This window comes from Arenimonas sp. MALMAid1274, assembly GCF_049195245.1.
GTDB lineage: Bacteria > Pseudomonadota > Gammaproteobacteria > Xanthomonadales > Xanthomonadaceae > Arenimonas.
The window spans coordinates 168,607-193,667 of sequence record NZ_JBMIRR010000025.1 but is presented as its reverse complement, the minus strand read 5'-3'; the positions used below and the strand labels follow the sequence as shown (position 1 = coordinate 193,667).

The window sequence follows — 25,061 nt, the reverse complement described above, 5'->3', positions numbered from 1 at the left end:
CGTGAAAAGCTTGGATATCCACGGGTTGCGGGTAGATGTGGTCCGGAAGCCCATAAGGAATCTACATCTTGGCGTATACCCTCCGGATGGCAGGGTTCGAATTGCGGCGCCAGAGGGCATGGGGACAGACGCGATCCGGCTATTCGCGATTGGGAAGCTGCCTTGGATAAGGAGGCAGCAGGCAAGATTCATTGCACAGGATCGCGCTAGCGATCTTGAGTACGTCGATCGAGAGAGCCATTACGTCTGGGGACAGCGGCTCCTTCTCCGTGTGAAGGAAGTGGACGGGCCCGCTGACGTCAGGTTGCACGCTAGGGCCTTGGATCTGCGTGTTAGACCAGGCACCGACGCTGGCAAGCGGAGAGGCGTGCTGGAGGCGTGGTACCGCGGTCAGCTGCGTGACGCGCTATCGCCCCTGTTGGCGAGGTGGGAGAAGCTGCTAGGTGTCCAGGTCCGAAAAATCCATCTACAGCGCATGAAGACCAAGTGGGGAAGCTGCAACCCGAGGCTTGGAAGTATCCGGCTGAACACGGAGTTGGCCCGTAAGCCAGTCGAGTGCCTTGAGTACATCCTGATCCACGAGCTTGTGCATCTGAGGGAGCCTACGCACGGCGCCAGGTTCGTTGGCCTCATGGACCGGGCGCTCCCCCAGTGGCGCGAAACCCGAGATATGCTTAATACGCTTCCCCTAGGTCATGTCGACTGGGTGAAGTAACTGAGGTGGCTAGAGTTGACAGCCAAAGCACTGGAGCGTAAAAGCTCGGATAGCGGAGGCTCTATGTCCAGATGCCAAACCCTCCAAGCGGATGCCGGCGCGTAGGCCAAAGCATCCCGCATTTCCAACCGGCTCACGCAGCCGGCGCCGAGCGACTCTCCCTCTTTTCTACTCAGAGCACTGCGCAACCTATTGCGCGGCGCGACCTTTCGCTGGGGCGCTTAAGGCCCTAGCAGGCTACTGCCCAAGGCCGCTTACTTCCGCCCCAATCCCGGGTGAGGCGGTATCCGGTGTTGCCACGTGGTACCCACAGTGCGGGGGCGCCCCGGCCCGGCGGTCTAGGCGGGACCTGATCTACGAGCTATGGCCCTTCCGGCCTGCAGGAGCCTCGTGGACGCCTCGAAGCCACTGGACCGATCGCGCAAAGAATCGGACAGCGCAGACGATGCGGTTGACGGCCGCGCGCGTGCCAGCGCTGCGACTTCGAGTCGCTCGGGCCTAGGGACCTGCTTCAGTCGCATTGCGGAAGCCGAGCGCGTGCTCGCTGAACCAGGTGAGTCTTCGACGTTCCTGGTAAAACCTTCTCTTCTGGATCCGCTGGAAGATGTTGCTGGGTCTCTCACCGCGTGGACACGTGAGCTGGCCTTTGACAACGACTCGATCGCTCAGCTCGGACTGAAGATCGAGCTGCCTGACCTCGGAACGCTGCGGGCGCGAAAGCTGGTCATACGATCGCGTCGCCTGATGACTGGCAAGTACCCTAGCTGGAAGATGGGCCGACAGGTCCACTGGGAATCGAGGCTGGAGTCGAAGGTCTTTCGATTACTCGACGTTTGCCCGGGTGTCACCAAGTTTGGTGAGCAACCGTTCACCATCCACTACTTCATCAATGGCATCTGGCGCGCCCACGTGCCAGACGTCGCGTTCCTTACGTACGACGGCAAGCTCTGGATTCTCGAAATCAAGAGCAACCTCGACAGGAACATTCAACAGGCGATCATACGGGCAGCGCTGATCTCGCCCCGGCTCAAGTGTCTTGGCATCAACTACATGGTCGCCAGGCAGACACTCATAGAAGCCGGTGCGTCAGTCGAGAACGCCTCGTCGCTGGTTCGATTCGGGCGAGCGCCCGGGTCCGGCATTGCGGAGAAGAAGATTCTGGACCTGGTTTCCGAACGGTCGAATCTATCGCGAGCCAACCTCATCGGTCACGCCCTCGATGGAAGGCACGCCTTCCACACCGCGGCGAACCTGGCAATGAGGGGCGACGTCTCGCTCAACTGGGCAGATGCCAATCGCGAGCCATTACAGCTTCAGACGCTTCGCGACACCAACGCAGAGGAGAGCCTGTCATGGCTGCAGCGTGCCTTAGGCGCTACCAGGTAATTTCCATCGAAGGAAACTTGTCCGTCCTCCACAGCCGTATCGGGGAGGAGTGGCAGTTGAAGGACCCGAAAGACGGCGTTATCACTCGAATATCTCTCTCTGCGCTGAGGCGCTACTACGAGGAAGGGAAGCTGGAGTTCCTGATCAAGGACCGCCTGTCTACCGACATTGCCAAGGAGTTGTACAAGGTCACTCCGCGCGGAAAACCCAGCGAGGTTGACCAGGAAGCGTGGGATCTGGCAACGGCCAAGTTCCGGCTCGTCAAGGAAGTTTGGGCCCTCGACTTGCTTTCGAAGAAGCAAAGGGCGCTGATCCGGGAGCTTTGGCCGAAGCTCACCGAGAAGCTGAAGGTCGTGCCTCTCATTCCCGACCCCACGACGGTCTGGCGTTGGTGGTCAAAGCTAGAGGAGTACGGCTGGGATACACGAGCCCTGCTTCCGCAGAACCATAAGGCCGGCCGAAAACCACAGACGCTGGAAAACCCTGTTCTGGATATGGTGGAGGAGGCTATCGAGGAGGAGTACCTCAACCAGCTCCGCAAGCCGCGAATAGAAGCGTACCAAGCTGCTTGCATTCTCGTCAGAGAGTGGAACAAGGGAAATCCGAAGGCGACCCCATTAGCATTGCCCAAGGCGCGGCAGGTCTACAACCAGATAAAGTCCATCCCGGCGTTCGATCTACACGCTGCTCGCTACGGCCATGCGAACGCAGTTAGGAGGTTCAGGGCTATCAAGGGACCTACCTGTGCCTTGAGACCTCTCGAGCGCGTAGAGCTTGACCATACGGTTCTGGATCTAATCGTCTTAGACGACAAGACGCTCCTGCCGTTAGGGAGACCGACGATTGCCATTGCGATCGATGTCTTCACGAGGTGCGTTCTCGGAATCTACATCGGGTTTGAGCCACCCAGCGTTTCAACTGTTGGTCAGTGCCTCAGGTCGGCGCTTCTTCCGAAGATTGCTCTCACGGAGTCCATTCCCGGGCTCGTCGGCCCCTGGAACATGTACGGCCTTATGGACACCTTGGTTGTCGACCAGGCGTTGGAAAACTACGCCGGTGCAATCGATAGGATGGGTGGATGTCTCGGTATTGAAGTCGCATGGTGTGGCAGCAAGATGCCGGAGCAGAAGGGAACTGTCGAGCGATTCATTGGAACGCTCATGCGTGGATTCTGCCACCAAATCGAGGGAACGACCCGCAGCAACATCAAGGACAAGGATGACTACGACGCGGTGGGAAGGGCTGTGTGCTCATTGTCCGCGGTTAGAAACGGTGTGATCGCGTGGATCGTCGACAAGTACCATTGCCACCCGCATCGCTCATTGCAGATGGCCCCGCGCGGAAAGTGGAGTTCATCCATCTCGGAAGACGACATCCCGCTCGCAACGGATATCCATGTTCTCGAAACCCTGATGCGCGTTCCCAAGACGAAGCCGCTTACCCACAAGGGCATCGACTGCAACAGCGGACTTCTCTATAACTCCGACGAGCTTACCGAACTCCGCAAGGCGTTCGGCGCAGAGCTCGAGGTAACCGTGTACCCGTCGCTGTCCAACCTCGGATCGATCCTCGTTGAGTATGATTCTGCGGGGTTCAGGGCCGAGGTTCCATGCGTCACTTCCGAATACGCGGATGGCCTGACGCTGTGGCAGCACAAGGCAACCAGGCGGTTTGCGAAGGAGCAGGGGCTCGGTGTGGCCACCTTCGAAGACATGCTGAAGGCGAAGCTCCTGCTGGCTTCAGTCATCTACCAAGGTATGGCCGAATCGCCACTCAAAACCCGTGTCCAGGCGGCGAGGGCCCTTCAGAAGACCTTTGCTGATAGGGCGGATGCAGCGTCCGCAGCGGCTCCCTCTTCGCCCTCTGGAGCTCAAGGCGAGACGCCTGAAGCTGACTCGGGCTTCGACGAGGAGTTCAGTGGTGTCGGTGTGGAGACCTACTGATGGCCGCCGACGGTACCCGCGCCATCGCTGACAAGCATCCTTCGAAGATCGAGTGGTCGGCCGATCCTGCGGTCCTGAGGATGCAAACGTTTGTGAATGGGTTCAAGCCCGGCGAGAACCCTTCGGCCATCGACCGCATGTTCATTCAACTGCCCTGGTTCAGGGAAACCAAGGCCTCTGTTGATCGCTCATTGAGAATGGCAAAGGAGGCCAGGAAGGAGAACTGCGTGCGCGGACAGGGCCCTAGTCGCGCTGGAAAGACTTGCGCTGGTCGAGCCCTAATCAGAGAGCATATGCCATGGAGAGACAAAGACGGCCTGCACATGCCGCGGGGATACCTCCGTGTCCCCTCAGTTCCCTCCGTGTCGGTCGTAGGGCAAGAAGTGCTTCGCGCTCTTGGAGACTCGAGCTGGGATCAGCGTAGGAATCCTGTGGAACGATTGGCGAGGATTGGCGAGGTGGCCGAAATGGTTGGACTTCAAGCCTTGATTGTTGACGATCTCCACCACATCGTGGACGCCCGGGGTAGTCGGGTCCAGCACACCGTGGCGGATCTGTTCATCGATATCGGCAACGAAACTGCAGTGCCTCTAGTTTTTCTTGGCTTGAATCGAATGGGAACGATATTCGAAGTCAACGAACAACTTCGAGGGCGAACCGGAGCACCCATCCAGTATCTGAGGCTGGACTGGCGCAACAAGAAGAATCGGGAGCTTTTCACGGATGCGCTTAATTCTGTAACGGCGGTACTCAGAGAATCTATCCCATTCGACAAATCCATGGATGACGGCACATTAATGTTTCGGATGTACTGCAGTACAGGCGGCCTGCTCGGATATCTGGTTCTGATATTACGAGTCGCTGAAGACATGTGTCGGGGAAAGAAGATCCCTCTCGGATTCGAGGCGCTCCGCAGAGCTGTGGGGGTGGTGGTCGGAAAGGAATCCAGCTGGCCAGGAAAACGAGATCCCTTCCACCCGGAGTTTGTAATCGAGGCGACGAAAGAGAGTCTGGACGCCGCCCAGGCGGTCGGAAAGGAATCCGGGCCGGCTGCACGTAAGTCAGGAGCCCCGGGTTCGATCGGAACTAGAAAATAGCGAAGTCGACTAACAATGACGAAGCAGAAGCGACCAGGAGTGAAGCACCGCGCGAGTCGACAACCCTTGGTTTTGACGCCAGCTCCGGACCCTATCGAGTCCCCGATGGGATACCTTTGCCGCCTCGCTGAACTGAATGGACTGCGAGTCCACGCGCTGATCGCACAAGCCATGCTCCGCTCTGAATACGTGCCGACGCTCGGATGGGAGTACTCGCGACTCAGCCCAATTCTTGGCGAACGACGACTTCCAGGAGGGTTTGGCTACCGAGTAGTAGACGGCAGCAAAGGTGCTTGCAAGCTTCACGGGCACGTGATTGCATCGCATCATGTCGACGTCGTGAAGGCCAGAGTCTGTCCGGAGTGCCTCCAAGCTCATGGCCGTGTGCCGATTGTCTGGGATCTCAGGGGCTACGTGGCGTGCCACACACATGCGAGGTTGATGCTCAAGCACTGCCCGGGCTGCCAAAAGAGGATCCCAGCAAGACGTTCGAAGTTGCTTTCGTGTCATTGCGGCTACGATTTTCGCAGTGCGCCCTCCGAACCTGCTTCCGCTGAGCTCGTTGCAATATCTGAGATCCTTTGGGCTAAAACTACGGGCAGCCGCAAATCAATCTCGTTGGCGGCGTCGCTGAAGATGCCCGTTCGAAGCCTCCTTGCTATGGACTTGGACCTGTTGTGCAGGTTGTTCGTTGGACTTGCCGGAGTTATGACAACGATCGCGTGTGGTTCAAGAGTAAAGGGTTCAGAACTTCGAGTGGTTCCTCATCTTCCCCAGATAGGACGGATACTTTCGAATTGGCCTGCAGAATTTCACTCGTTCTGCGATACCTGGGCCAAGCTGCAGGTGCCGAAGACTAGGTACACCGACAATTTCCAGTGGGCGTTCTACTGGCTGTTTTACCTTCTCTACAAGAATGCGCGCGAACGGAAGCACCAGCTTCGTTTTGTCGTTAAGGAGGCACTTGCCTATGGGCGATTGGAATGGCGCGAAATGCCGGTATTTATCAGAGATGCTTCACTCGAACGGTTACTGCCTCCACAACGCTTCATTTCGACAAATGAAGCTGCTGGGATACTTGGCATTCCTGCGTACGGCGCGATGCGCTGGTTCCGGAAGGGCAGGCTCAGCTGGACGGTGGTGGGGAAGACGAGAAAGGGGAGGCTGGTGGTTGACATAGAGAAGCTTCGCCAGGTCAAGTTGTCCCGGCACCCGCTACGCGAAGCTAGGTCAGTCTCTCGTGAGCTCGGAGTTCCTCACAAGCTGCTGAAGGTGCTCCGGCAAGACGAACATCTGCCGGCGGAGTACCTGACAACCGTCGAAGGATCGCTTTCTTCGGAAGACGTCGAGCGCTTCGAGAGGGATGTTTGCAAGCACGCCAGGATTTGCCGTAACAACGCTGGACGGATCGCGGTGACGGAGTACCTGTATTCCACGCTACCGACGTTGGAGGACAAGGTCGCACTTGTTGCTTCGATTAGAGACGGGAGAACGACCGTCTTCTGTTCCGGACACCGTTCGATTCGCTGTCTTTACTTGGAAAGTGATCTGCTATCTCAAGCGAAGAAGAAGAGGCGCGAAGGCAGAGTTCGAAGTCTGCTCCAGCATACGCAGGAGGTCTTCGGGCTAGATTATCGGGAGGCTAGGGCCACGCTGTTTTCGCTAGGGCTCGATCGCAAAGCTCGGCTTTGCACGTCGTCCAAAAAAAAGCTTTCAAAGTTCTTCGAGAAACACGCAACTGCTTCTGAGTTCGCGAGACAACAGGGCGTTCCGATTCGCTTTCTTCACAGTCACATGCCGCATGGATACTTGATTACGCTGCGGTACGACGATTGCGGCGGAAACCTGCCGTGCGTCGTTAATTTCATAAGGCCAGGCGCAAGAAAACGTGCCGAAGCGTGGTGCGCGAGGTTCCGTTTGCAGATCCTGGTCGGCTCAGAGTGATGCTGCCTGTACCAGTCGAGAAGGTCTGGCGGGATATTGTTAACGATACCGGCCTACGCCGCCGCGGCGGAACTGCGTCCGAGCAATCAGCCGGTAGTCCAATCCCTCGTCAATCTCGGCTGGGTGCGTAACTGCGGGATGTTGGACCTCTTCCGGACGCCCGCTGAGCAGCAGCTCTACCAGTGCTTCGTTCATGCTTAGGGGCCGGGGGGCGGCTAGATAGGAACGCAGCCCTTGGGCGATGGCTAGGCGGCCGCTGGAGCAGGCCCGAGCCGGGGGTCCGGACCCGGTCGAGTAAGACGGGCAGGGGGCTCTTCCGGCTTCTGGAAGGCGGCCTCGACTGGCTGGTCGACGCCCCGATCGCCGGGGGCCGGAAGGGCTTCCGGTTGCTTCGCCCTGGGCTCGACGGAGGGTATGCTCGTTCAGGTTCGGGGCGCCGGTAATGACTTCCGGTTTTTTCCCCCATGCTTCGACTGAAGGGGTAACGACCCCATTGCGCGTTCGACGCTGGCCCCTGGGCCTACCGCTACCGCGTAAGGCATCAGATCGGATGGTCCGGTCTTGCATTCGAAGAGGTCGGGAAGCCTGGAGGAAAATAGCCGCATGAAAGCTGACCTAGAACCACCCGACATCGAACTAGGGAAGCCGCCCCAGGGCCGACTCCCCGAAGTGGTAAGCCAAATCGACGCGCTTGAAGCGCTTAGCCGCGATCAGCGACTGGCCCGCCTCAAGCAAGCGGCACGAGATAAAGATTTGCGGGCCGAAGCGTTGCTTTACAGCGTATGTGCAGGCCATGACGCCGGAGACATGGAGCTTCACTGGGCGGCGTTCGAGGCCTTGGTCAAGGCCGCCACCCCGATGATAGCCTCCCGCATGCGCCGGTTGTACGGCATCTCCGATGACGACCTGCTCGATCACCAGCAGCTGATCTTCGAGAGCGTGCTTAAGAGCGTAGAACGCAAGGATCCGGGCTTGGAGTATGGCATCCGACGCTTCTCTTCGTACCTACTGGCTCGTTCGATCGATGCCATGCGCTCGCGGCACCACCCCTGGGCGCGCAACCTCGAGCTGGCTCTGGAAAATCTCGACCAGAACTACGACAGCGAAGGCAAGTTGATCGAGGCTGACCGCGATCCGCCGGACGTGGAGTTCGAGCCCGAAGCCCGTGCCCTGGCCCGCGAAGAACTCGAAGCCCTCCAGCGCCGCCTGTCCGATCTGCCCAAAAAGGCCGTCGAAGCGTACTTGCTCTGGCGCGTGCTGCAACGAACCCAACCCAAAATTGCACAGCAGCTGGGCGTCTCCGATCGCACCGTTCGCGAGTGGGTCGGCAAGGTCGCCAAAGCGCTTGGTGAAAGGAAAGATCTATGAGCCACAAGAATACTCTCGACAACGTCCTCGGGGCCTTCGCCGCAGCGGCAGACCGTCCGTCCAAGACCTTGGTGGACGAATGGACCGAAAAGTACCCTCAGCTCGAGAAGGAGATCGTCGAATTTGCCCTTGAATGGGCGGCGACGGTGCTGGTCGGCAGCGAGCCGCTGGCCGCGGAGGAGGAAGACCACTTGGTGAGCAACACCATGAGCCACCTGCAGCGGGTGAGCCAAAAGCAAGATCACTTCGGAGCAGCGGCCGCAGCGGCGCCAGTGCGATCGGCCGGCGCGACACGTGACCAGATCCAGCGCGTGGAGGCGGCGTTCCGTGCGCGCGGCCAACAGGCCGCGTGGACGATGAGCCTGGGGATCGACGAGTCAATCCTGGCTCTGTTTGAGGAGCACATGATCTTGCCGCCGGTGCCTCAACGTCTGCTCAACGCCTTTTCTTGCGCGCTCAACGAGAGCGTGGAGGCCGTCAGCGCCTGGTTGTTTCAAAGTAACCGGCGAGTGGTCCTGGCGCGCTCGGCGGCCAAAGCACCCACGAGCACGCGCTGGACGTTCAAGCAGGCCGTCGAGAATTCCACACTGTCGGACGAAGCCAAGCAGCAATGGCTTCGTGAGACACTCTAGAGCCTGCTCGCCATGGATGCGTTCACTTCGGTTCGGCTAAAGGCGCAACAGGTGCGCCAGCGTCTGCAGCACAAGACAAGCTGTGGCCATGCCGCCGATCAGTTATTGAAGGCGGCGATGGACGATGCCGAACTCACCGTCTTGCACGTTCCCGCCGACTACCCCTTGCTCGGGGGTGGCATGGGCGCGCTGCAACGCAAGAGTCAGCGCATCATCGTTTCGGCCGCGCTGGACACGGAAGCGAAGGCGTTCGTCCAGGCCCACGAGTTCGGTCATTGGGTGATCGAATCGCCCGCCGATCCGGTGCTGGTGAGCTTCGATGTTGACCCCGAAGGGCCTGAGCAGGCCACGCCCTTGGGCACCGGGCGCGTGGAAGCCTATAGCGCGCTGGAGATTCGCGAGCGCTATGCCAACGTGTTCGCGCGTGAATTCTTGTTGCCGGTCGACCTGGCCCGACAGCTGTTCGTCGAGCGGCAGTGGGCTGCCTCGAAAATCGCCAAGGAGCTTGGAATCGCTCCGGGTTTGGTCTACCAGCAGCTGCAGTACGCCTTGCTGGTTCCCGATCCGCCCCCTGTGCAACCGGACAAAACGCTCGCGGAACTGGATGCCTCGCAGCGCGTCGCCGCCCACCACGTGGGCACCCCGGCGCTGGTGGAGGCCGGGCCTGGCACGGGCAAGACGCGCACGCTGATTGGGCGCATCGAGCATCTGCTCAAGGAGGACGCCGATCCACGTTCGATCTTGGCGCTGACCTTCTCCAACAAGGCGGCACGCGAGATCAAAGAGCGCATCGCACGCACCGTCCCGGCCGCGAACGAGTTGTGGGCCGGGACGTTCCACGCCTTCGGCCTGGAATTGTTGCGCAAGAACGCCGCCCCAGCAGGCCTGCCCGAGCCGGTGCGCGTGGTAGATCCGGCCGACGCCCTCGAGCGCCTGGAAGCGGTGCTGCCCAGCCTGGAGCTGCACTACTACCTGCGCCTGAACGATCCGCTCGCCCAGATCCAGCCGGTGCTGGGCGCGATCTCGCGCGCAAAGGATGAACTGTGCACGCCGGCGCAATACGCCGCGTTGGCGGCGAAAATGGCCCAGACCGCGCAAACCGATGCCGAACGCGAAGCGGCCGAGCGGGCCGACGAGGTAGCGCGGGTCTATGCCCGCTACGAGTCGATGCTCGAAGAAGCGGGGGCGGTGGACTTCGGCGACCTGATCTGGCGCGCCATCCGCCTGCTGGAAGAGCACCCCGAGATACTGGCCGCGGTCCGCGGCCAGTTCGCCCACGTGCTCGTCGACGAATACCAGGACGTCAACCGCGCCAGCTCGCGCCTGCTGAAGTTGCTCGCGGGCGAGGGCAAGCGCTTGTGGGTGGTCGGTGATGTGCGCCAGGCGATCTACCGGTTCCGCGGCGCATCGCCGGGCAACATGCGTCTGTTCACCACCGAATACCCCGGGGCAAAGGTGTTGCCGCTGGAGTGCAACTACCGCTCTGGGCAACGCATCATCGATGCCTACACGACCTTTGCCCGAAGCCTGGACGATCCGGTCTGGCGCGCGGCCACGCAGCTCAAAGCCGATCGCGGGGAAGGCCATCGCCCCCAGCTGCTGATCGCACCGGATCTGGATTCGGAAGTCAGTGCCATCGCGCAGGCGATCGAGGCTCACCGCCAGCAAGGCGTGGCTTACCGCGACCAGGCCATCATCGTGCGAACTCATACCCATGCCGAGCGCATCGCCGTGCGTTTGCAGGCGTTGGGCGTGCCGTCGATGTATCTTGGAGACATCTTCGAGCGCGCCGAAGTGCGCGATTTGTTGGCGATGATTTCGTTCGTGGCCGAACCCAGCCGCGGCGCCTTGCTGCGGCTGGCGGCCACCGGCGCCTACGGCATGCCACTGGAGGACGTGCGCACCTTCTTGCAGCACGCGCGTGCGGCCCAGCGCATGCCGCTGGCGGCGTTGTCAGACCCCGCGGCCGTCGCCGCGTGCTCGCCGGCCGGGCGCACCGCCCTGGAGCGCCTGCGCGATGATCTGGCCGGCGTGTCGTTCGAATCGACCGTTCCGCAAGTTCTCCATCACGTACTGTTCGAGCGTCGCGCCCTGATCGATGAACTGCTAGAAGGGGAGGGCAGCGCTGCGCAGCAACGCCGCCTGGCCGTCTTCCAGCTCCTGCAGTTCGCCGCGGAGCATTTCGACCCGCGCAAGGGAAACTCCAAGAAGAACTTGCTGCGCTGGATCCGGCGCCTGGAGCAGTTCGGCGAAGAGCGGGCGCTTCGGGAGTTGCCGGCAGCTGCCGCCTCGATCGACGCGGTGCGGCTGATGACCGTGCACGCCAGCAAGGGTTTGGAGTTTCCGGTGGTGTATGTGCCGTACCTGGCCGCCGGTAATTTTCCAAAGTCAGGTGGCTACGTCGCCTGCCCACCGCCCACAGGCATGGTGCGGGCGGAGGATGTCAGCGATCGATTTGAGGAAGAAAGCTTGTTTTATGTGGCGCTTTCTCGCGCACGCGATCATGTGCACTTGTCGAGGTCACAAAAACTGGGTTCGCGCAATTCCTCCGAATCTAAGTTCTTGCCGGCCATCATGGGGAAGGTGACGCAAATTGACACGTCACAAGCCGCCCCCTTGGCGATCGCCGATGACTTTCCGGCGCGCCCGGAGCTCAAGCTCGAGCCGGATTTACACGAGTCACGCGAGCTCGATGAGTACGAGCGTTGCCCGCGCAAATACGCTTACTCGCGAAGCTTGGGTCTGCACGCCGGCGGCGATGATGATGGATACGCTCGCTTTCATCGCTCGGTTTACGCCGTGCTGTCGTGGGCCCTCCAGCAGCGGAAAACGCGCGATGTGCCGCTGGAGGAGTATTGGCCGCAACTCGAACAAGTGTGGGCCACCAAAGGCCCGGGCGATCATCCGTTTGCGCCGGTCTACAAAAACGTCGCCGTCCGTCTGCTCACCAAGGCGCAAGAACACTTGCGCGCCCCGGGGGCTACCTCACAGCCGGTGGAAATGGACGTGGGCGGCGTGCGCGTGCGCGTGGAACTGGAACAGGCCGAGCCCGGAAACGGAGGCTTGGTACGCCGGTACAAGACCGGGCGTCGCCCGAAGAAGATAAAGGTGGAGCTGCCCGAAACATTACGCTTGCTCGCAGGCCGGAAGCTCTACGGCCAAGGCGCGCGGCTGCAATACCACTATCTGGGCTCGGACGACGCCGTCGATCTGGATATCACAGGCAAGCAGCTCGACGGCAGCGTGGCCGAGGTGCGAAATATCGCCGCGGCCATCGCGGCCGGCGATTTCCCGCCGAAAATGGGCGACCAATGCCCGCGTTGCCCCTTCTTCTTTTTGTGCCCGGCGATTCCGGCGGGTGCGTTGGCATCCTGATTCGAGGGTGCCTGGCCGCCGCCTCTGGCGACTTTCAAAATAGCCTTCCGGTTTTTTCTCGCACCATGCGACTAGCTGTGTGACGGCGTTGGAATTCCCCAACGACGAATCACACACAAAGGTGGTGTTGCGTGAAAAACATCAAAATTGTATTGCAGCGCGGGGGCACTGCTCAGGTGCTGGTCGGCGACGTGATGGGCCAGCAGACGGTGGGCGAGGTGTTCAAGGCGCTGGGCGTCATCGACATCGGGCAGGACCTCATCCACGCCGAGGATCACGACGGCCCGGTCACGCTAAAGACGCCGGTGCAGGCGCTGGTGTCCGGAAAGGGCGAGGGCGTGCCGGCGCTGGTGCGCTTGCACAAGGGGCGCTGCCGGCGCGTCAGCGTCAACGTCACCTTCAACGGGGTGACCAAGTCGCGCGACTTCCCGCCGGTGACGCGCGTGGGCCACGTGCACCAGTGGGCGACGCACAACGCCTTCGAGATGTCGCCGCGCGACGCGGCCGAGCACGTGCTTGAGCTCGAAGGTGGCGATGAGCGCCCCGACTCGGACACGCAGATCGGCACGCTGACCGATGGTACGCTGTGCGCGGTGGCCTTCGACCTGGTGCCCTTCAAGCGGGTGGAGGGCTGACATGACGTCCTTGGACCAACAGGCCTTCGAGGCCGACGTCAACTCCGGGGCGTTCCTCAACGGCTCGTTTTCGGGCCGTTGGGGACTGGACTCGATTGTCTGGCCGCACGCACTGATTTGGGTGCGTGCCGGCGACGGCAGCCAGCTGCTGCTGCGCTTCGAGCTGACCAACTACCCGCGTAACGCGCCCACGGCCCAGCCGTGGGATGGCGAGGCTAACGCCGCCCTGTCGTCGGCGCGGTGGCCGCGCGGCCACGAGCGAGTCAACGCCGCCTTCAACCCGAACTGGAACGCCAGCGCACTGTACATCCCCTGCGATCGCATCGCGATCCAAGGCCACGAGGCCTGGCGTCAGCAGCATCCGTCGATGCTGTGGGATCCGGCCATGGGCATCCACCGTTACGTGCGGGTCGTGTCCGACCTGCTGGGGTCGCCTGACTATGCCCGCGCCCAGTGAACTGCGAATGCCACGCAGATTGTGGGACGGGCTGGTAGCGCAGTTGCACGCACGCACATGCGGGGAGACCCACGAATCGGGCGCCTTCCTGCTCGGGCAGATGACCGAGAACGGCCGTCGTGTCCGCGATGTGCTGTATTTCGATGACCTGCACCCGGAGGTGCACGCCGGCGGCGTCGTGGAGTTGCCCGCGGCGGCGTTTCGTCGCCTGTGGGCGATTGTGCGCCAGCGCGGCGTGCAGGTGGTGGGTGATGTGCACGTGCACCCGCACAGCGCCCGACAAAGCCGCATCGACCGGCAGAACCCGCTGATCGCCACGCGCGGCCACGTCGCAATCATCTTGCCCAACTTTGCGCGGCCGCGAATCCGCCGCTGGTCGGTGGGCGTGTACGTCTACGAAGGCGACCACCAATGGCAGGCGGTGGGTGAGATCGGCCGCCGTTTCTTGGTGTTGGAGGATGACCATGAGTGAGTCGATGGAGGAGCTGGGCGAGCGCCTGAGCCGCGTTCTCAAGATGGTGCTGGACACCGGCGAGGCGGCCTCCGAGGCCGAAGCGCTGGCGATCTTTGCGCGCTATCGCGTGCAGCTGGTCTTTGGTCCCGACCTAGGTGAGATGGCGCAGGCCGCCCTGCTCACGGCCGCTGCGACCGCGTTGCCGTGCCTGCTGGGCGGCGTGAGCTACCTGGGGCCAGAGCAACCGCTGCGTGCGCGCTGGCGTGGGCATCCGGATGCACCGGCGCCCGCGGGTTTGGCCGCGACGCTGGAAGCCTTCGGTGTCACGCGCGCAAGCGCTCGGGATCCCCAAGTGCCATGCCTAGTGATCGGACGGGCGCACGCCGAGGGCTTTGGCGTGCGCGCCAGCTTCGATGGCTGGACCGCCGCGGTGCTGCCGCTGGACGAAGAGCCCCTGGCCGAGCAGAGCAACTGCGTCGCCGCGGCGGTGCTCGCTGCCGCGATGGCAGTGAGCGAGATCTTTCAGTTCTTCCGCGGCACGCAGCCCCTGGCCTGCCATCGGCGCATCGGCTGGTCGTTGTGGGATCCCGCGGTGCCGTGGGCGGCGGCCGCGCCTGGTCCGGCGCTGACGGTGCTGCCGCAATCGGCCTGGCTGGTGGGCGTCGGTAACTTGGGACAGGCCTACCTGTGGACCTTGGGCCTGCTGCCCTACGGCGTTGACCCGTGCGAGCTGGTGCTGCAGGATTTCGATCTGGTTTCGCTTGCGAACAAGAGCACCTCTTTGCTCAGCCGCGAGATGGATGTGGGACGCCGCAAGACGCGAATGGCGGCGGACTGGGCCGAGCACCGCGGCTTCCGCACGACGCTCATCGAACGGCGCTTCGCCGCCGACTTCACAGTGGCCAGCGACGAGCCGGCCGTGGCGCTGATGGGCGTGGACAATCCGGCGGCGCGACGGCTCGTCGAGCAGGTGGGCTTTCCCCGGGTGATCGAAGCCGGCCTCGGACGCGGCCCCGGGGATTACCTCGGCATCACGGTACACACGTTCCCGGCCTCGCGGCCGGCGCTGGATTGCTGGATGGACCCGGCGACCGTGCCGGGCGACATGAATCCAGTCCCCTTCAACCAAGCGGCCTACCAGCAGTTGCTGGCCGACAGCGGCGATCGCTGCGGGGCACTGCGCCTGGCCGGGCGCAGCATTGCTACGCCTTTCACCGGGGCGGCCGCGGGCGCGTTAGTGATCGGCGAGCTGCTGCGGCTGTGTCATGGCGGGGCGCGAGTGGAGTACGCCGCGCTGCATCTCGCTCGGCCAGTCGAGCGCACGGTCGTGGCCGGGGCGCCGTGGCCGGTCAGTAACCCCGGGCTCGTCGCAGCCGCGCCGTCGGTGTAGGCGAGCCTGGAGCTAACGCAGCTGCCTGTACACCGCCGCGCCGGCGAGCAATCCAACGTGTCTATGGGGCGGGGCAAGGTCGGACATACGACGCGCGCCCGTCCTCGCGGCGATCCGACGCAGGTCCGCCAACGCCCTGCTAATCTAGCCAGGGGTCCCGCACATCTCGGGACGAAATGCAGGCGGCCACGGGGCCGAGGAGGGGCACGTTGAAGGTCATCTACACCGGGCGTCCGAGTCGGCGCACCAACTCGCCTCCGGAAATGTCTGGCGATGTCCTTGAGCTGCTGTCCAACGACTGGGACGACTTCGGGTTCAAAACCAGCTTCCCCGTCGTGTGTCGCATCAAGAACAAGCTCGTTGAGCTTGGCATGATTCGCCTGCTGGTCGAAGACGAGCACAACTCGGCCACGTACCTCAATCGCCTGTTGCGCGAAGGTTGGAATGGCGTATTCCCCATTCCCCACGTCAATTACGTTTCCCTGCCGTCGGAGATTTCTTTCTACGAACAGCTTATGGGCCTGCTCGGCGCCAGCAAGACGACACGCGTCGCCAGGGAGCTTCGCGACGCCAGTCATTTAGTAAACTTCGACGGCGACCATCGAGCTCTCAAGCTGGTCGAGAGCAAGGGCTTTCAAGATTCTCTGCAGCGCGAGAGAGGCAGCCAGAAAGCTTACCTGGACGGTTGGAAAGTCCTGGACAGCCAGGCGATTTCGGTCATGGATCTTGGGTTCTCGTTCGACGACGTGTGCGGCGGACAATCGGTGCTCAACTTAAAGTTCCAGGGCGACGGGCTACTTCCGCACGATGTTAACGCATTGATTGGCCCCAACGGTGTGGGTAAGTCGCGCGTGCTTCACCAGATCGTCGAAGACTGGATGAGCCCGTCCAAGAACCCCGAGCGCGGCTTCACGAAAAAGCCCAACCTCAGCCAAGTCGTCGTGGTTTGCTACAGCCCGTTCGAAACCTTTCCCGTCGACCTCGAGGGCAAGAGCCTGCAGGACAAGGATGCGTATCGCTACTACGGACTGCGTGGCCGTGGTGAAGCACGCGAGGGCAGCCTGGGCAAGATTCGCCTGTCACACACATTTCCCAAGCGCAATTCGGCTGCCGCGCTGATCGAGTGTTTGGCGGATGATCAGCGCTACGGCGCGATTCCCGGCTGGGCCAAGAAGGTTCATACGGTCGAAAGCACTTTGCGCGTGGCGTTCCCATTCGATTTCGCGGCGGTGCAGGTTGACCCGCGGCGGCGCACGAGCCACCTGTATCGAGACGGCACAACCGCGGATCCGCTCAGTGTGGACTTGGGCGACGACAGCGCCTCCCGCCGCCGCTACATCCCGATAACGTCTCGAAACATCGAAGAGATCGACCACGAGAAGCTGCGCGATCGGGTGCTGTTGGAGGAGGGCGTGACGTTCTTCCACCAGGGCGCCCCGGTCCACCTTAGTTCCGGACAAAGATTATTCGCGTACATCGTGATCAATGTTCTCGGTGCAATCCGTCGCAATAGCCTGTTGCTTGTGGACGAGCCGGAACTGTTCCTGCACCCAACGCTGGAGATCCAGTTCGTTGATCTGCTTAAGCGGATCCTGACGAAGTTCAACTCCAAGGCATTGCTTGCGACGCATTCGGAGGTGACGGTGCGCGAGATCCCCGCTCGGTGCGTGCACGTGTTCGAGAAGACCGACGACGGCCTGGTTATCAAGCAGCCCCCCTTCCAGACCTTCGGCGGCGACGTCCAGCGCATTTCATCCTACGTGTTCGGAGACAAAGCGGCATCGAAGCCGTTCGAGAAGTGGATCAAGGATAGGATCGAAGAACTGGGGTCTGGCCAGGAACTGCTCGATCAGCTAGGCGACCAGGTCAACGAGGAGCTGGTCATCCAAATTCGGGCGCTGGATCGCAACGCATGGTGATGCGATTACCGCGGCCGGTGTTCTGCAGCTTGCAGATGGTCACCGATGTCATCGCGCAGCGTCAGCGAGGCGGCAACGCCGCGTTCTTCAACGGTATCGCTGCCGAGTGGCGCCAGCGCGTGCAGGACTACGACACCCATGGTGGGTCGCCGCAGCACGTTGCGGCGTGGCCGGCGATACAACCGCGTCGTAACACCTTTCTAAACTTGTACCTGTCGCCGGCGACTGATTCGGTGCAAGCGCCGGTGCTGCAGGACATGCGGCGGCGGCATGGGCTGAACTATTGCCCGGCGTGCGGGGAGCCCGGAAAACCCAACACGCTCGATCATTACCTGCCCAAAACGATCTATCCGCATTTCTGCATCACGCCGCTCAACTTGTTTCCGATGTGTGACGCGTGCCAAGAGCTCAAGGACACCAAGATCGGCGACGCGGCGAACCCGCGATTCTTCTTGCACCCGTACTTCGACGTGTTCGTTGCTAATCAGGTGCTCGAACTGGTGATCGCTGCCCCCTACGACACGCCCACGTTTCGCTTGGGCACGCACCCCGGGCTGACAGGCCCTCAAACCGCGCTTGTGACTTGCCATGTGCGGGAACTGCACATCGAGCAGCGCTTCACGGGTTACTTCACCGGCCAGTACGTGCGCTTGTTGCGTCAGGCTCGCCTCCTGCGCGATTCCAACCAGGACGTGCGGGCGGTGCTTACCGGGTTTCGCGATGCGATCGCGCCAGTCGAGGTGAATGTGTGGGACCATATCTTCTATTCCGCGACGGTGGCGAACGCCGATTTGATGGATTACTTGGCGGACGGCCCGCTGCCAGCCTTCCGGTAGTGTCGCCGGCGCGGCGGGTGCGCGCCGGCGAAAGTCCCAGTGGTCGGCGGCCGCTCAACACGCACGCTCGTTCAATGCTGGAGCTAGGAAAACGTAGGTCGCTCGGCTACGACAGTCTCAACGCACAACACTGGAAGGCCTTGCATGAATTCGGATGAGCGCAAGGCGCCCTTGCAGGAATTCGCGGATCTCCCTTGCATCCGCTGAGAACAGGGCGCTCGTAAGGGGTTGATTTTGCAAGGGCTCGACTTGCAGGAATTCGCGGCTCCCCACAGCAGCTGCAGCTGACGCCACGGGCCACCACGTCCTCATCGCCCGTCGGCGCTTCATAGCCGGGGATCCCCGGCTCGCTTTCCAGCGCCATCAGGAGCGCAACGCGCGCGCCGATACTGTCCGCCTTCCGGGTAGGCGGCTGGTATCCGCCGCAAGGCGCCGGCACACTTCGCGCTGATTTCCGGAGTGCCTGCCATGCGACGCCACGCTGCGACTTTTTTCCTTCTGATCGCACTTTCTGCCGGAGCGGTGGAAACGGCCGACCCCGCGACCGCGGCCATCGAGCTGTCCGAGCGGCACGTCGCCAGCAACCAGTTCGCCAAGGCGGTGCGGGTATTGGCGCCTTTCGAATCCCTGCAGCGCGCCGACGTGGACTATGCACTGGCCTATGCGCTCTATTCCGAAGCGGTGAACGGCGTGCCAGTGGAGGATGCCGGGGACGTGGACATCACCCGTGCGCAGGCCCTCGCCGAGCGCGCCGCCGCGAAAGGCAGCGGCTTTGCGCTGAACCTTCTCTTCGTGATGCACAGCAACGGGTTCGGCCTGCCGGTGGATGAAGACAAGGCACTGAACTACCTGGAACGGGCCGTGGCTGCTGGCGACGTCGGTGCAAAGATCAATTATTCGGTCCGCCTCTACCGCGGGATAGCGCCCCTGGACCGTGACCGCGACAAGGCATGTGCCTTGTTCACCGAACTCCAGGCGCTGCCGGACGCCGATCCCATCAGCGGCTATTACCTGGGGCTGGCGCATTTCGGCGGGCACTGCGGATTTCCCGAGGACCTCAGCAAAGGCATGGCCATGATCGAGGCCGCTGCCCGCAGCGAGGTCCGCGAAGCGCAGTCCGACATGGGCAAGAGCCTTGAGTTCGGTTGGACAGGTACGAAGGACCTGAAGCAGGCACTGGCCTGGTACCAACTCGCTGCAGACTTGGGCGAACCCTATGCCGAATGGCGCATTGGCATGACCTACGTGAATGGCGAGGAGCGCGCGAAGGATGCCGCCGCCGCCGTGGCCTGGTTCCAGCGGTCGGCGGCATCGGAACACCCCTTGGGCCTGGGCAGCCTGGCGGTGATGGCCGCCACCGGCGACGGCATGGTGCAGGATTTTCCCCTGGCACGATCGCTCTACCAGCGCGCCGCCGCCGCCGGGAATTCGCATGCCTATCGTGGCCTGGCCGTCATGCACCTTCGCGGGGAAGGGGGTCCCGCCGATCCCGTGCGTGCACGCGTGCTTTATTGGCAGGCCATCCATGCCGGCAACCAGGAAGAGCCCGCCCTGCTCGAGCTCATCGAAGGGCAGATGAATGCCCGTCAGCGCCGCCAGGCACGGCGGGACATCGAGGCGCTCGGGGGCGAGCTCGAGTCTGGCGGCAAGGCAACGAAATGACACTGGGGCGTACTTCTGAACGGGTAGTGGAAGGCGCTTGACGGCCGCGGATATTCAGGCAACCTCGTGCAACACACGACGGGATACGCCATGAAGTCCAGACTTGTTCTCGCCCTGCTGCTCGTCCTGGCCCTCCCGGCCGAAGCCCGCGATGAACCCGTCGAGCGCAGCTACCGGATGCGCGTCTCAGTGGATGCGGCGGGCAAGGTCACGCAGGCCGAGCCGCACGGCGACATCCCGGCGCTGCTGTTGCCCACCCTGCAGGCGGTCGCGACCTCGGCGGAGTTCGAGCCCGCCACCGTGAACGGGATCGCCAAGCCCAGCCGCACCAGCGTGTACATCAGCGTCCAGCTGACACCGAAGGGCGACCAGATGGAGGCCCGGGTCACCGGAATGAACGCCGGTGGCGGCGTGCTTAACAGCGTGCCTCCGGCCTATCCGGCCGGCGCCTTCCGTGAGAAGTACAGCGCCTACATCTGGACGCGCGTCAGCTACGACGAACAGGGGCGACTCGACCCCGACCGTTCAGGCGTGGAGTCGGTCCAGTTCACGCGTGGACCGGGCACCCGCATCAACCAGCGCCTGGCGGCCGACCTGGAGCCGAAGTTCCGCAAGGCGGTCGAGGACGCGATGGCGCGCTGGACCTTCCTTCCCGACGAGGTGGATGGCCGCAGCATGCCCGCCACCGTCTTCGTTCCCACGACTTTTTGCGTGGTGAAGCGCGGCGCGAGCTGCAGCACGCTCTGGACGGACGACATGCTGACGCCGCCCGCCACGCCGACGGCGCAGGACGACACCATCCGGCTGGCAGTGATGCGACCGCAGTCGCTTCCTGCCGCCGGGGGCTGAAGCAGCGGATCCGGCTGGCGGGGCCCGCCGATCCACGGAAGTGCGCGGGAGTCGGCGTCGGGTGAGCCCCCATACACGCCGCCTTTATGCCTCCGCCGGCCACAATGCCCTCACGGCGGTCTCACACCGTCACGTCCGACGGTGTCTGTGTCGCTTCCGCGCGCACCGGCCCGGATTCCCCACCGACCGGAGATTCCCGATGAACCTGTTCAAGTCGCCCCTCGTGCTCGCCATCGCGGCCAGCCTGCTTGTCGCCTGCGGTGAAACCGAAAGCCGCAGCGCCGCCGATGCGTCCACCGCCCCAGCCGCCACCGCGCCGGCCACCGCCACGCCCGCGCCCGCCGCCGTTGCTGCGACCGATGCGGCCACGGCCGGCACGGCCGCAATGACCCAGGGCCACACCTTTACCACCACCGAAGTGGCGAAGTTCAACGCGCCCTGGGCCATGACCTTCCTGCCCGATGGTCGCCTGCTGGTGACCGAGATGGCGGGCGCGCTGCGTCTGTACGACCCGGCCGCGAACACCACCGGCACCGTCACCGGCACGCCCGAGACCGGCCGCGTTTCGCAGGGCGGCCTGGGTGACGTGGTGCTGCATCCGCAGTTCGCCGACAACGGCATGGTCTACCTGAGCTACGTGGAAACGGGCGAGGGCGGCCTCGGCGGCGCCGTGGCGCGCGCGAAGCTGGTGATGGACGAACAGGGCGGCGGCAAGCTCGAGAACCTCGAGGTGATCTGGCGCCAGTCGCCCAAGCTGTCGGGCGAGGGCCACTTCGGCTATCGCATCGCCTTCGACCGCGACGGCATGCTGTGGATCAGCTCCAGCGAGCGCCAGGCCTTCGATCCCGCGCAGGACATGGCCAGCAACCTGGGCAAGATCATCCGCCTCAAGGACGACGGCACGCTGCCGGCCGACAATCCCTTCGCCGACCGCAAGGACGTGGGTGCGCAGGCCTGGTCGCTGGGCCACCGCAACATCCTGGGCCTGGCCTTCGACGCCAACGGCCAGCTGTGGGCGCACGAGATGGGCCCCAAGGGCGGCGACGAGTTCAACCGCATCGAGAAGGGCGTCAACTACGGCTACCCGATCGTCTCCAACGGCGACCACTACGACGGCCGCGAGATTCCCGACCACGAAACGCGTCCCGAATTCGTTCCGCCCGCCATCACCTGGAACCCGGTGATCTCGCCGGCGGGCCTGGTGATCTACAGCGGCACGCAGTTCCCGGCCTGGCAGGGCAATGCCTTCATCGGCGGCCTGTCGTCCAAGGCCCTGGTGCGCGTGGCCTTCGACGGCAACGGCGGCGCCAGCGAGGCGCAGCGCTTCGACATGCAGCGCCGCATCCGCGAGGTGGAGCAGGGGCCCGACGGCGCGCTGTGGCTGCTCGAGGACGGCAACAAGGACGGCCAGGGCTGGCTGCTCAAGCTCACCCCCTCGCCGCTGTGACCGCATGAACATCCTCGGTTACGCCGCCGCTGCGGCCGATACGCCGCTCGCTCCGTTCCGCTTCGACCGTCGCGAGCCGCGCGCGGACGACGTGGTGATCGACATCCTGCACTGCGGCGTCTGCCACTCCGACCTGCACCAGGCGCGCAACGACTGGCGCAACAGCCGCTACCCGATGGTGCCGGGCCACGAGATCATCGGCCGCGTCGCCAGCGTCGGCGCCGAGGTGACGCGCTTCAAGCCCGGCGATGCGGTCGGCGTGGGCTGCATGGTCGATTCCTGCCGCCACTGCGGCGCCTGCCGCAGGGGCCTGGAGCAGTACTGCGAAACCGGCAGCACCCTGACCTACAACGCGGTGGACAAGCGCGACGGCCTGCCGATGTACGGCGGCTATTCGCAGCGCATCGTCGCGCCCGAGGCCTTCGTGCTGCGCATCCCCGACGGCCTGGACATGGCCGGTGCGGCGCCGCTGCTGTGCGCGGGCATCACCACCTGGTCGCCGCTGCGGCACTGGCAGGTCGGTCCCGGCAGCAAAGTGGCGGTGATCGGCCTGGGCGGGCTGGGCCACATGGCGCTCAAGTTCGCCAATGCGCTGGGTGCCGACGTGACCCTGTTCACCCGTTCGGCCGGCAAGGAGGAGGACGCGCGCCGGCTGGGCGCGCACGCGGTGGTGCTGTCGGGCGAGCGCGCGCAGATGAAGGCGGTGGCGGGTCGCTTCGACCTGATCATCGACACCGTGCCCTACGCGCACGACCTCAATCCCTACCTGTCCACGCTGGCGCTGGACGGCACCCTGGTGCTGGTGGGCTACCTGGGCGCGCTGGATCCGGCGGTGTTCTCGGTGCCCCTGGTCACGGGCCGGCGCTCGGTTGCGGGCTCGGCCATCGGCGGCATCGCCGAAACCCAGGCCATGCTCGATTTCTGCGGCGAACACGGCATCACGTCCGACATCGAGGCCATCGCCATGGCCGACATCGAGGCCGCGTACGCGCGGATGTTGCGCAGCGATGTGAAGTACCGCTTCGTCATCGACCTGGCCACGCTGCGGGACTGAGCGGGGCCGGTTCGCCGGCCGGCGCGGGCAGGCGTATCGTGGGGCCACCGAACAGGCCGTCGACAGGGGGCAGCCATGGCAAGGGGATATGCATTCATCCTGGGACTCGCGGTGGCCGCCGCGGGCCTGCCGGGTCCAAGCCCGGCGCAGGCGCCGGCCGCCGCCGGCAGCGCCGAGGTGCGCTGCCAGCTGCCGCCGCAGATCCGGCGCCTGGGCCGCAACACCACCTACCTGGCCGCGGGCCGCATCGTGCAGACCTCGCCCGAGGATTGCCGCGTGCGCGGTGGCCAGGCCAAGGGCGGCGCCGTCGCGGCGGCTCCCGCGGCCGCAACGCCTGCCGACGGCACGATGGCGGTGATGATCGGCGGCGAAGCCGGCAAGCCCGCCTGCCCGGTCTCGGGCGAGATCATCGGGCTCAAGGCCGGCAGCACGCTGTCGGTGCGTGCCGGTCCGTCCACCGCGCATCCGCGCCTGGACCGGCTGGGCAACGGCCGCCGCGTCTTCGTCTGCGACGGCTCGGCCGACGAGGCCTGGCTTGGCGTGGTCTATGCCGATCGCGGCCAGGACTGCGGCGTGGCCAAACCGCGCGCGCAGGCCAGCGCCTATGCCGGCCCGTGCAGGGTGGGCTGGGTCAATGCCGGCTGGGTGCGCACCGAGTGAGGCGCGCGCGTGGGGTGCCTTGCCGGTCGCGCGGACGCCGCGCATGACGCCCGCCTACGATGCGGACTCCGCGCTCGACGCCCAACTGGTGGCCGACCTGCTCACCGGCGCCGGCATCGCCGCGCACGTGTTCGGCGCGGCGCTGTCGGGCGCGGTCGGCGAGCTGCCGCCCGGCGGCCTGGTGCGCGTGTGGATCGAAGACGACTCCCGTCTGACCGAGGCGCAGGCCCTGATCCACGACTGGTCCGGCGCGGCCATTCCCGACGAGGCCGAGCTTGAGCGCCTCGCGCTGGCGGCCATCGACGGCGGCGAGGGTGAGTTCTACGCCTGAGTCCCCGGCACGACAGCCTGGCCGGTAAATGGCAGACTCGCGCAATCCCCCGGAGGCCGACCGATGAAGACCCCCCTGCTGATCGCCCTGCTTGGTCTTGCCCTTCCGGCGCTGGCGGCAGACGGCCGTCCGTCCGACCAGTACTACACCGTGCGCATGTCGATCGATGCCGATGGCCGCGTCACGGCGGCCGAGCCGCAGGGTGACATCCCCCAGGCGCTGCGCAAGGTGGTGCGTGATGTCGCGGAACGCACGAGCTTCGATCCGGCGCGGGTGGCGGGGCGGCCCGTCAGTAGTCGCACCTCGATCAACGTGGCCGTGAGCTTCCGGCCGATCGGGACGCGCTACGAAGCCAAGGTGTTCGACGTTCGGCCCGGCGGCGGCTGGCAGATGCGCAGCCTTCCGCCCCCGTATCCGCGCGCGGCCCATTCGCGGGGCATCGGCGCCTACGTCATGTCCTACGTCAGCTACGACGCCAAGGGCGACATCGACATGGAGAAGTCGCAGATCCGTTACCTGGTGGCCCGCACGCGGGGCGGCCCTCTGGACGCCAAGGCACAGGCCCGGTACGACGCGGAGTTCCGCCGCAGCGTGCTGCAGGCCATGAGGCGCTGGAACTACACGCCCGACGAGGTCGACGGCAAGCCCGTGCCGGCCTCGGCCCTGGTGCCTACCCTCTTCTGCCCGCAGGGCAAGTGGTCCTACGAACGCTGCGCTGCCGACCTCACCGCCGAGGCGACGCTGGCCGAATCGGCCATTGCGCCGCTGGATCCCTCGGTCAGTTTTGCGGTGCTCAAGCCGGTTTCGCTGCCGGATGACGGCGGCTGAGGGGCGGCCGCCACCGCAGCACGCGGACTTGAGTTCGCCGCGCGGCTTCGGCCAAACTCGGCGGGCACCTCACCCATCG

The 25,061-nt window shown here is 63.9% G+C and carries 21 protein-coding genes and 1 pseudogene; all 22 read left to right on the top strand.

Going from position 1 to position 25,061, the window contains the following annotated elements; translation table 11 throughout:
• Position 1: 1 nt before the first annotated feature.
• The 22 genes and pseudogenes from ACOQFR_RS05730 (at position 2) to ACOQFR_RS05625 (ending at position 24,982) form a co-directional block, all read left to right on the top strand.
• Positions 2 to 715 (top strand): M48 family metallopeptidase, encoded by a 714-nt coding sequence (locus ACOQFR_RS05730; RefSeq protein WP_421379492.1) that lies wholly within the window; start codon positions 2 to 4, stop codon positions 713 to 715.
• Between the two features lie 390 nt (positions 716 to 1,105).
• Positions 1,106 to 2,101 (top strand): hypothetical protein, encoded by a 996-nt coding sequence (locus ACOQFR_RS05725; protein WP_421379490.1) that lies wholly within the window; start codon positions 1,106 to 1,108, stop codon positions 2,099 to 2,101.
• A complete protein-coding gene (locus ACOQFR_RS05720) occupies positions 2,068 to 4,044 on the top strand; it encodes a hypothetical protein (protein ID WP_421379488.1) in 1,977 nt (658 codons plus the stop codon). Before ACOQFR_RS05725 ends, ACOQFR_RS05720 begins: the two co-directional genes overlap by 34 nt.
• Positions 4,044 to 5,141 carry a TniB family NTP-binding protein gene (locus tag ACOQFR_RS05715; RefSeq protein WP_421379486.1) on the top strand — a complete coding sequence of 366 codons (1,098 nt, stop codon included), beginning with the start codon at positions 4,044 to 4,046 and terminating at the stop codon, positions 5,139 to 5,141. Before ACOQFR_RS05720 ends, ACOQFR_RS05715 begins: the two co-directional genes overlap by 1 nt.
• A 15-nt stretch (positions 5,142 to 5,156) precedes the next feature.
• Positions 5,157 to 5,567, top strand: a pseudogene (locus ACOQFR_RS05710) (TniQ family protein); the annotation flags it as partial.
• 234 nt (positions 5,568 to 5,801) lie between these two features.
• Positions 5,802 to 7,085 (top strand): hypothetical protein, encoded by a 1,284-nt coding sequence (locus ACOQFR_RS05705; protein WP_421379802.1) that lies wholly within the window; start codon positions 5,802 to 5,804, stop codon positions 7,083 to 7,085.
• Positions 7,086 to 7,688: 603 nt separating this feature from the next.
• On the top strand, positions 7,689 to 8,453 hold the full coding sequence (locus ACOQFR_RS05700; protein WP_421379484.1) for a sigma-70 family RNA polymerase sigma factor: 765 nt from the start codon (positions 7,689 to 7,691) through the stop codon (positions 8,451 to 8,453).
• On the top strand, positions 8,450 to 9,085 hold the full coding sequence (locus tag ACOQFR_RS05695) for a hypothetical protein (RefSeq protein ID WP_421379482.1): 636 nt from the start codon (positions 8,450 to 8,452) through the stop codon (positions 9,083 to 9,085). The genes ACOQFR_RS05700 and ACOQFR_RS05695 overlap by 4 nt, the downstream gene beginning before the upstream one ends.
• A 12-nt stretch (positions 9,086 to 9,097) precedes the next feature.
• Positions 9,098 to 12,460: a UvrD-helicase domain-containing protein gene (locus ACOQFR_RS05690; protein WP_421379480.1), complete on the top strand. Its 3,363-nt coding sequence runs from the start codon at positions 9,098 to 9,100 to the stop codon at positions 12,458 to 12,460.
• Positions 12,461 to 12,591: 131 nt separating this feature from the next.
• Positions 12,592 to 13,095 (top strand): hypothetical protein, encoded by a 504-nt coding sequence (locus ACOQFR_RS05685; RefSeq protein WP_421379478.1) that lies wholly within the window; start codon positions 12,592 to 12,594, stop codon positions 13,093 to 13,095.
• 1 nt (position 13,096) lies between these two features.
• Positions 13,097 to 13,552, top strand: coding sequence for a DUF7665 family protein (locus ACOQFR_RS05680; RefSeq protein WP_421379476.1), 456 nt, complete (start codon positions 13,097 to 13,099; stop codon positions 13,550 to 13,552).
• A complete protein-coding gene (locus ACOQFR_RS05675; protein WP_421379474.1) occupies positions 13,536 to 14,024 on the top strand; it encodes a Mov34/MPN/PAD-1 family protein in 489 nt (162 codons plus the stop codon). The genes ACOQFR_RS05680 and ACOQFR_RS05675 overlap by 17 nt, the downstream gene beginning before the upstream one ends.
• A complete protein-coding gene (locus ACOQFR_RS05670) occupies positions 14,017 to 15,396 on the top strand; it encodes a ThiF family adenylyltransferase (protein ID WP_421379472.1) in 1,380 nt (459 codons plus the stop codon). Before ACOQFR_RS05675 ends, ACOQFR_RS05670 begins: the two co-directional genes overlap by 8 nt.
• A gap of 209 nt (positions 15,397 to 15,605) precedes the next feature.
• Positions 15,606 to 17,315 carry an ATP-binding protein gene (locus ACOQFR_RS05665; RefSeq protein WP_421379470.1) on the top strand — a complete coding sequence of 570 codons (1,710 nt, stop codon included), beginning with the start codon at positions 15,606 to 15,608 and terminating at the stop codon, positions 17,313 to 17,315.
• Positions 17,309 to 18,151 carry a hypothetical protein gene (locus tag ACOQFR_RS05660; RefSeq protein WP_421379468.1) on the top strand — a complete coding sequence of 281 codons (843 nt, stop codon included), beginning with the start codon at positions 17,309 to 17,311 and terminating at the stop codon, positions 18,149 to 18,151. The genes ACOQFR_RS05665 and ACOQFR_RS05660 overlap by 7 nt, the downstream gene beginning before the upstream one ends.
• A gap of 468 nt (positions 18,152 to 18,619) precedes the next feature.
• Positions 18,620 to 19,813, top strand: a complete 1,194-nt coding sequence (locus ACOQFR_RS05655; protein ID WP_421379466.1) for an SEL1-like repeat protein — start codon at positions 18,620 to 18,622, stop codon at positions 19,811 to 19,813.
• Between the two features lie 90 nt (positions 19,814 to 19,903).
• The gene (locus tag ACOQFR_RS05650) at positions 19,904 to 20,662 is read left to right on the top strand and encodes a hypothetical protein (RefSeq protein ID WP_421379464.1); all 759 of its coding nucleotides are present in this window, start codon (positions 19,904 to 19,906) and stop codon (positions 20,660 to 20,662) included.
• Positions 20,663 to 20,867: 205 nt separating this feature from the next.
• Positions 20,868 to 22,109: a PQQ-dependent sugar dehydrogenase gene (locus ACOQFR_RS05645; RefSeq protein ID WP_421379794.1), complete on the top strand. Its 1,242-nt coding sequence runs from the start codon at positions 20,868 to 20,870 to the stop codon at positions 22,107 to 22,109.
• A 4-nt stretch (positions 22,110 to 22,113) separates the two neighbouring features.
• On the top strand, positions 22,114 to 23,163 hold the full coding sequence (locus ACOQFR_RS05640) for an NAD(P)-dependent alcohol dehydrogenase (protein ID WP_421379462.1): 1,050 nt from the start codon (positions 22,114 to 22,116) through the stop codon (positions 23,161 to 23,163).
• 75 nt (positions 23,164 to 23,238) lie between these two features.
• Entirely contained in the window at positions 23,239 to 23,823 is a 585-nt protein-coding gene (locus ACOQFR_RS05635) for a hypothetical protein (RefSeq protein WP_421379459.1), read from the top strand.
• Between the two features lie 43 nt (positions 23,824 to 23,866).
• Positions 23,867 to 24,154: a putative signal transducing protein gene (locus ACOQFR_RS05630; RefSeq protein WP_421379457.1), complete on the top strand. Its 288-nt coding sequence runs from the start codon at positions 23,867 to 23,869 to the stop codon at positions 24,152 to 24,154.
• 63 nt (positions 24,155 to 24,217) lie between these two features.
• Positions 24,218 to 24,982, top strand: coding sequence for a hypothetical protein (locus ACOQFR_RS05625; protein ID WP_421379455.1), 765 nt, complete (start codon positions 24,218 to 24,220; stop codon positions 24,980 to 24,982).
• Positions 24,983 to 25,061: the final 79 nt, after the last annotated feature.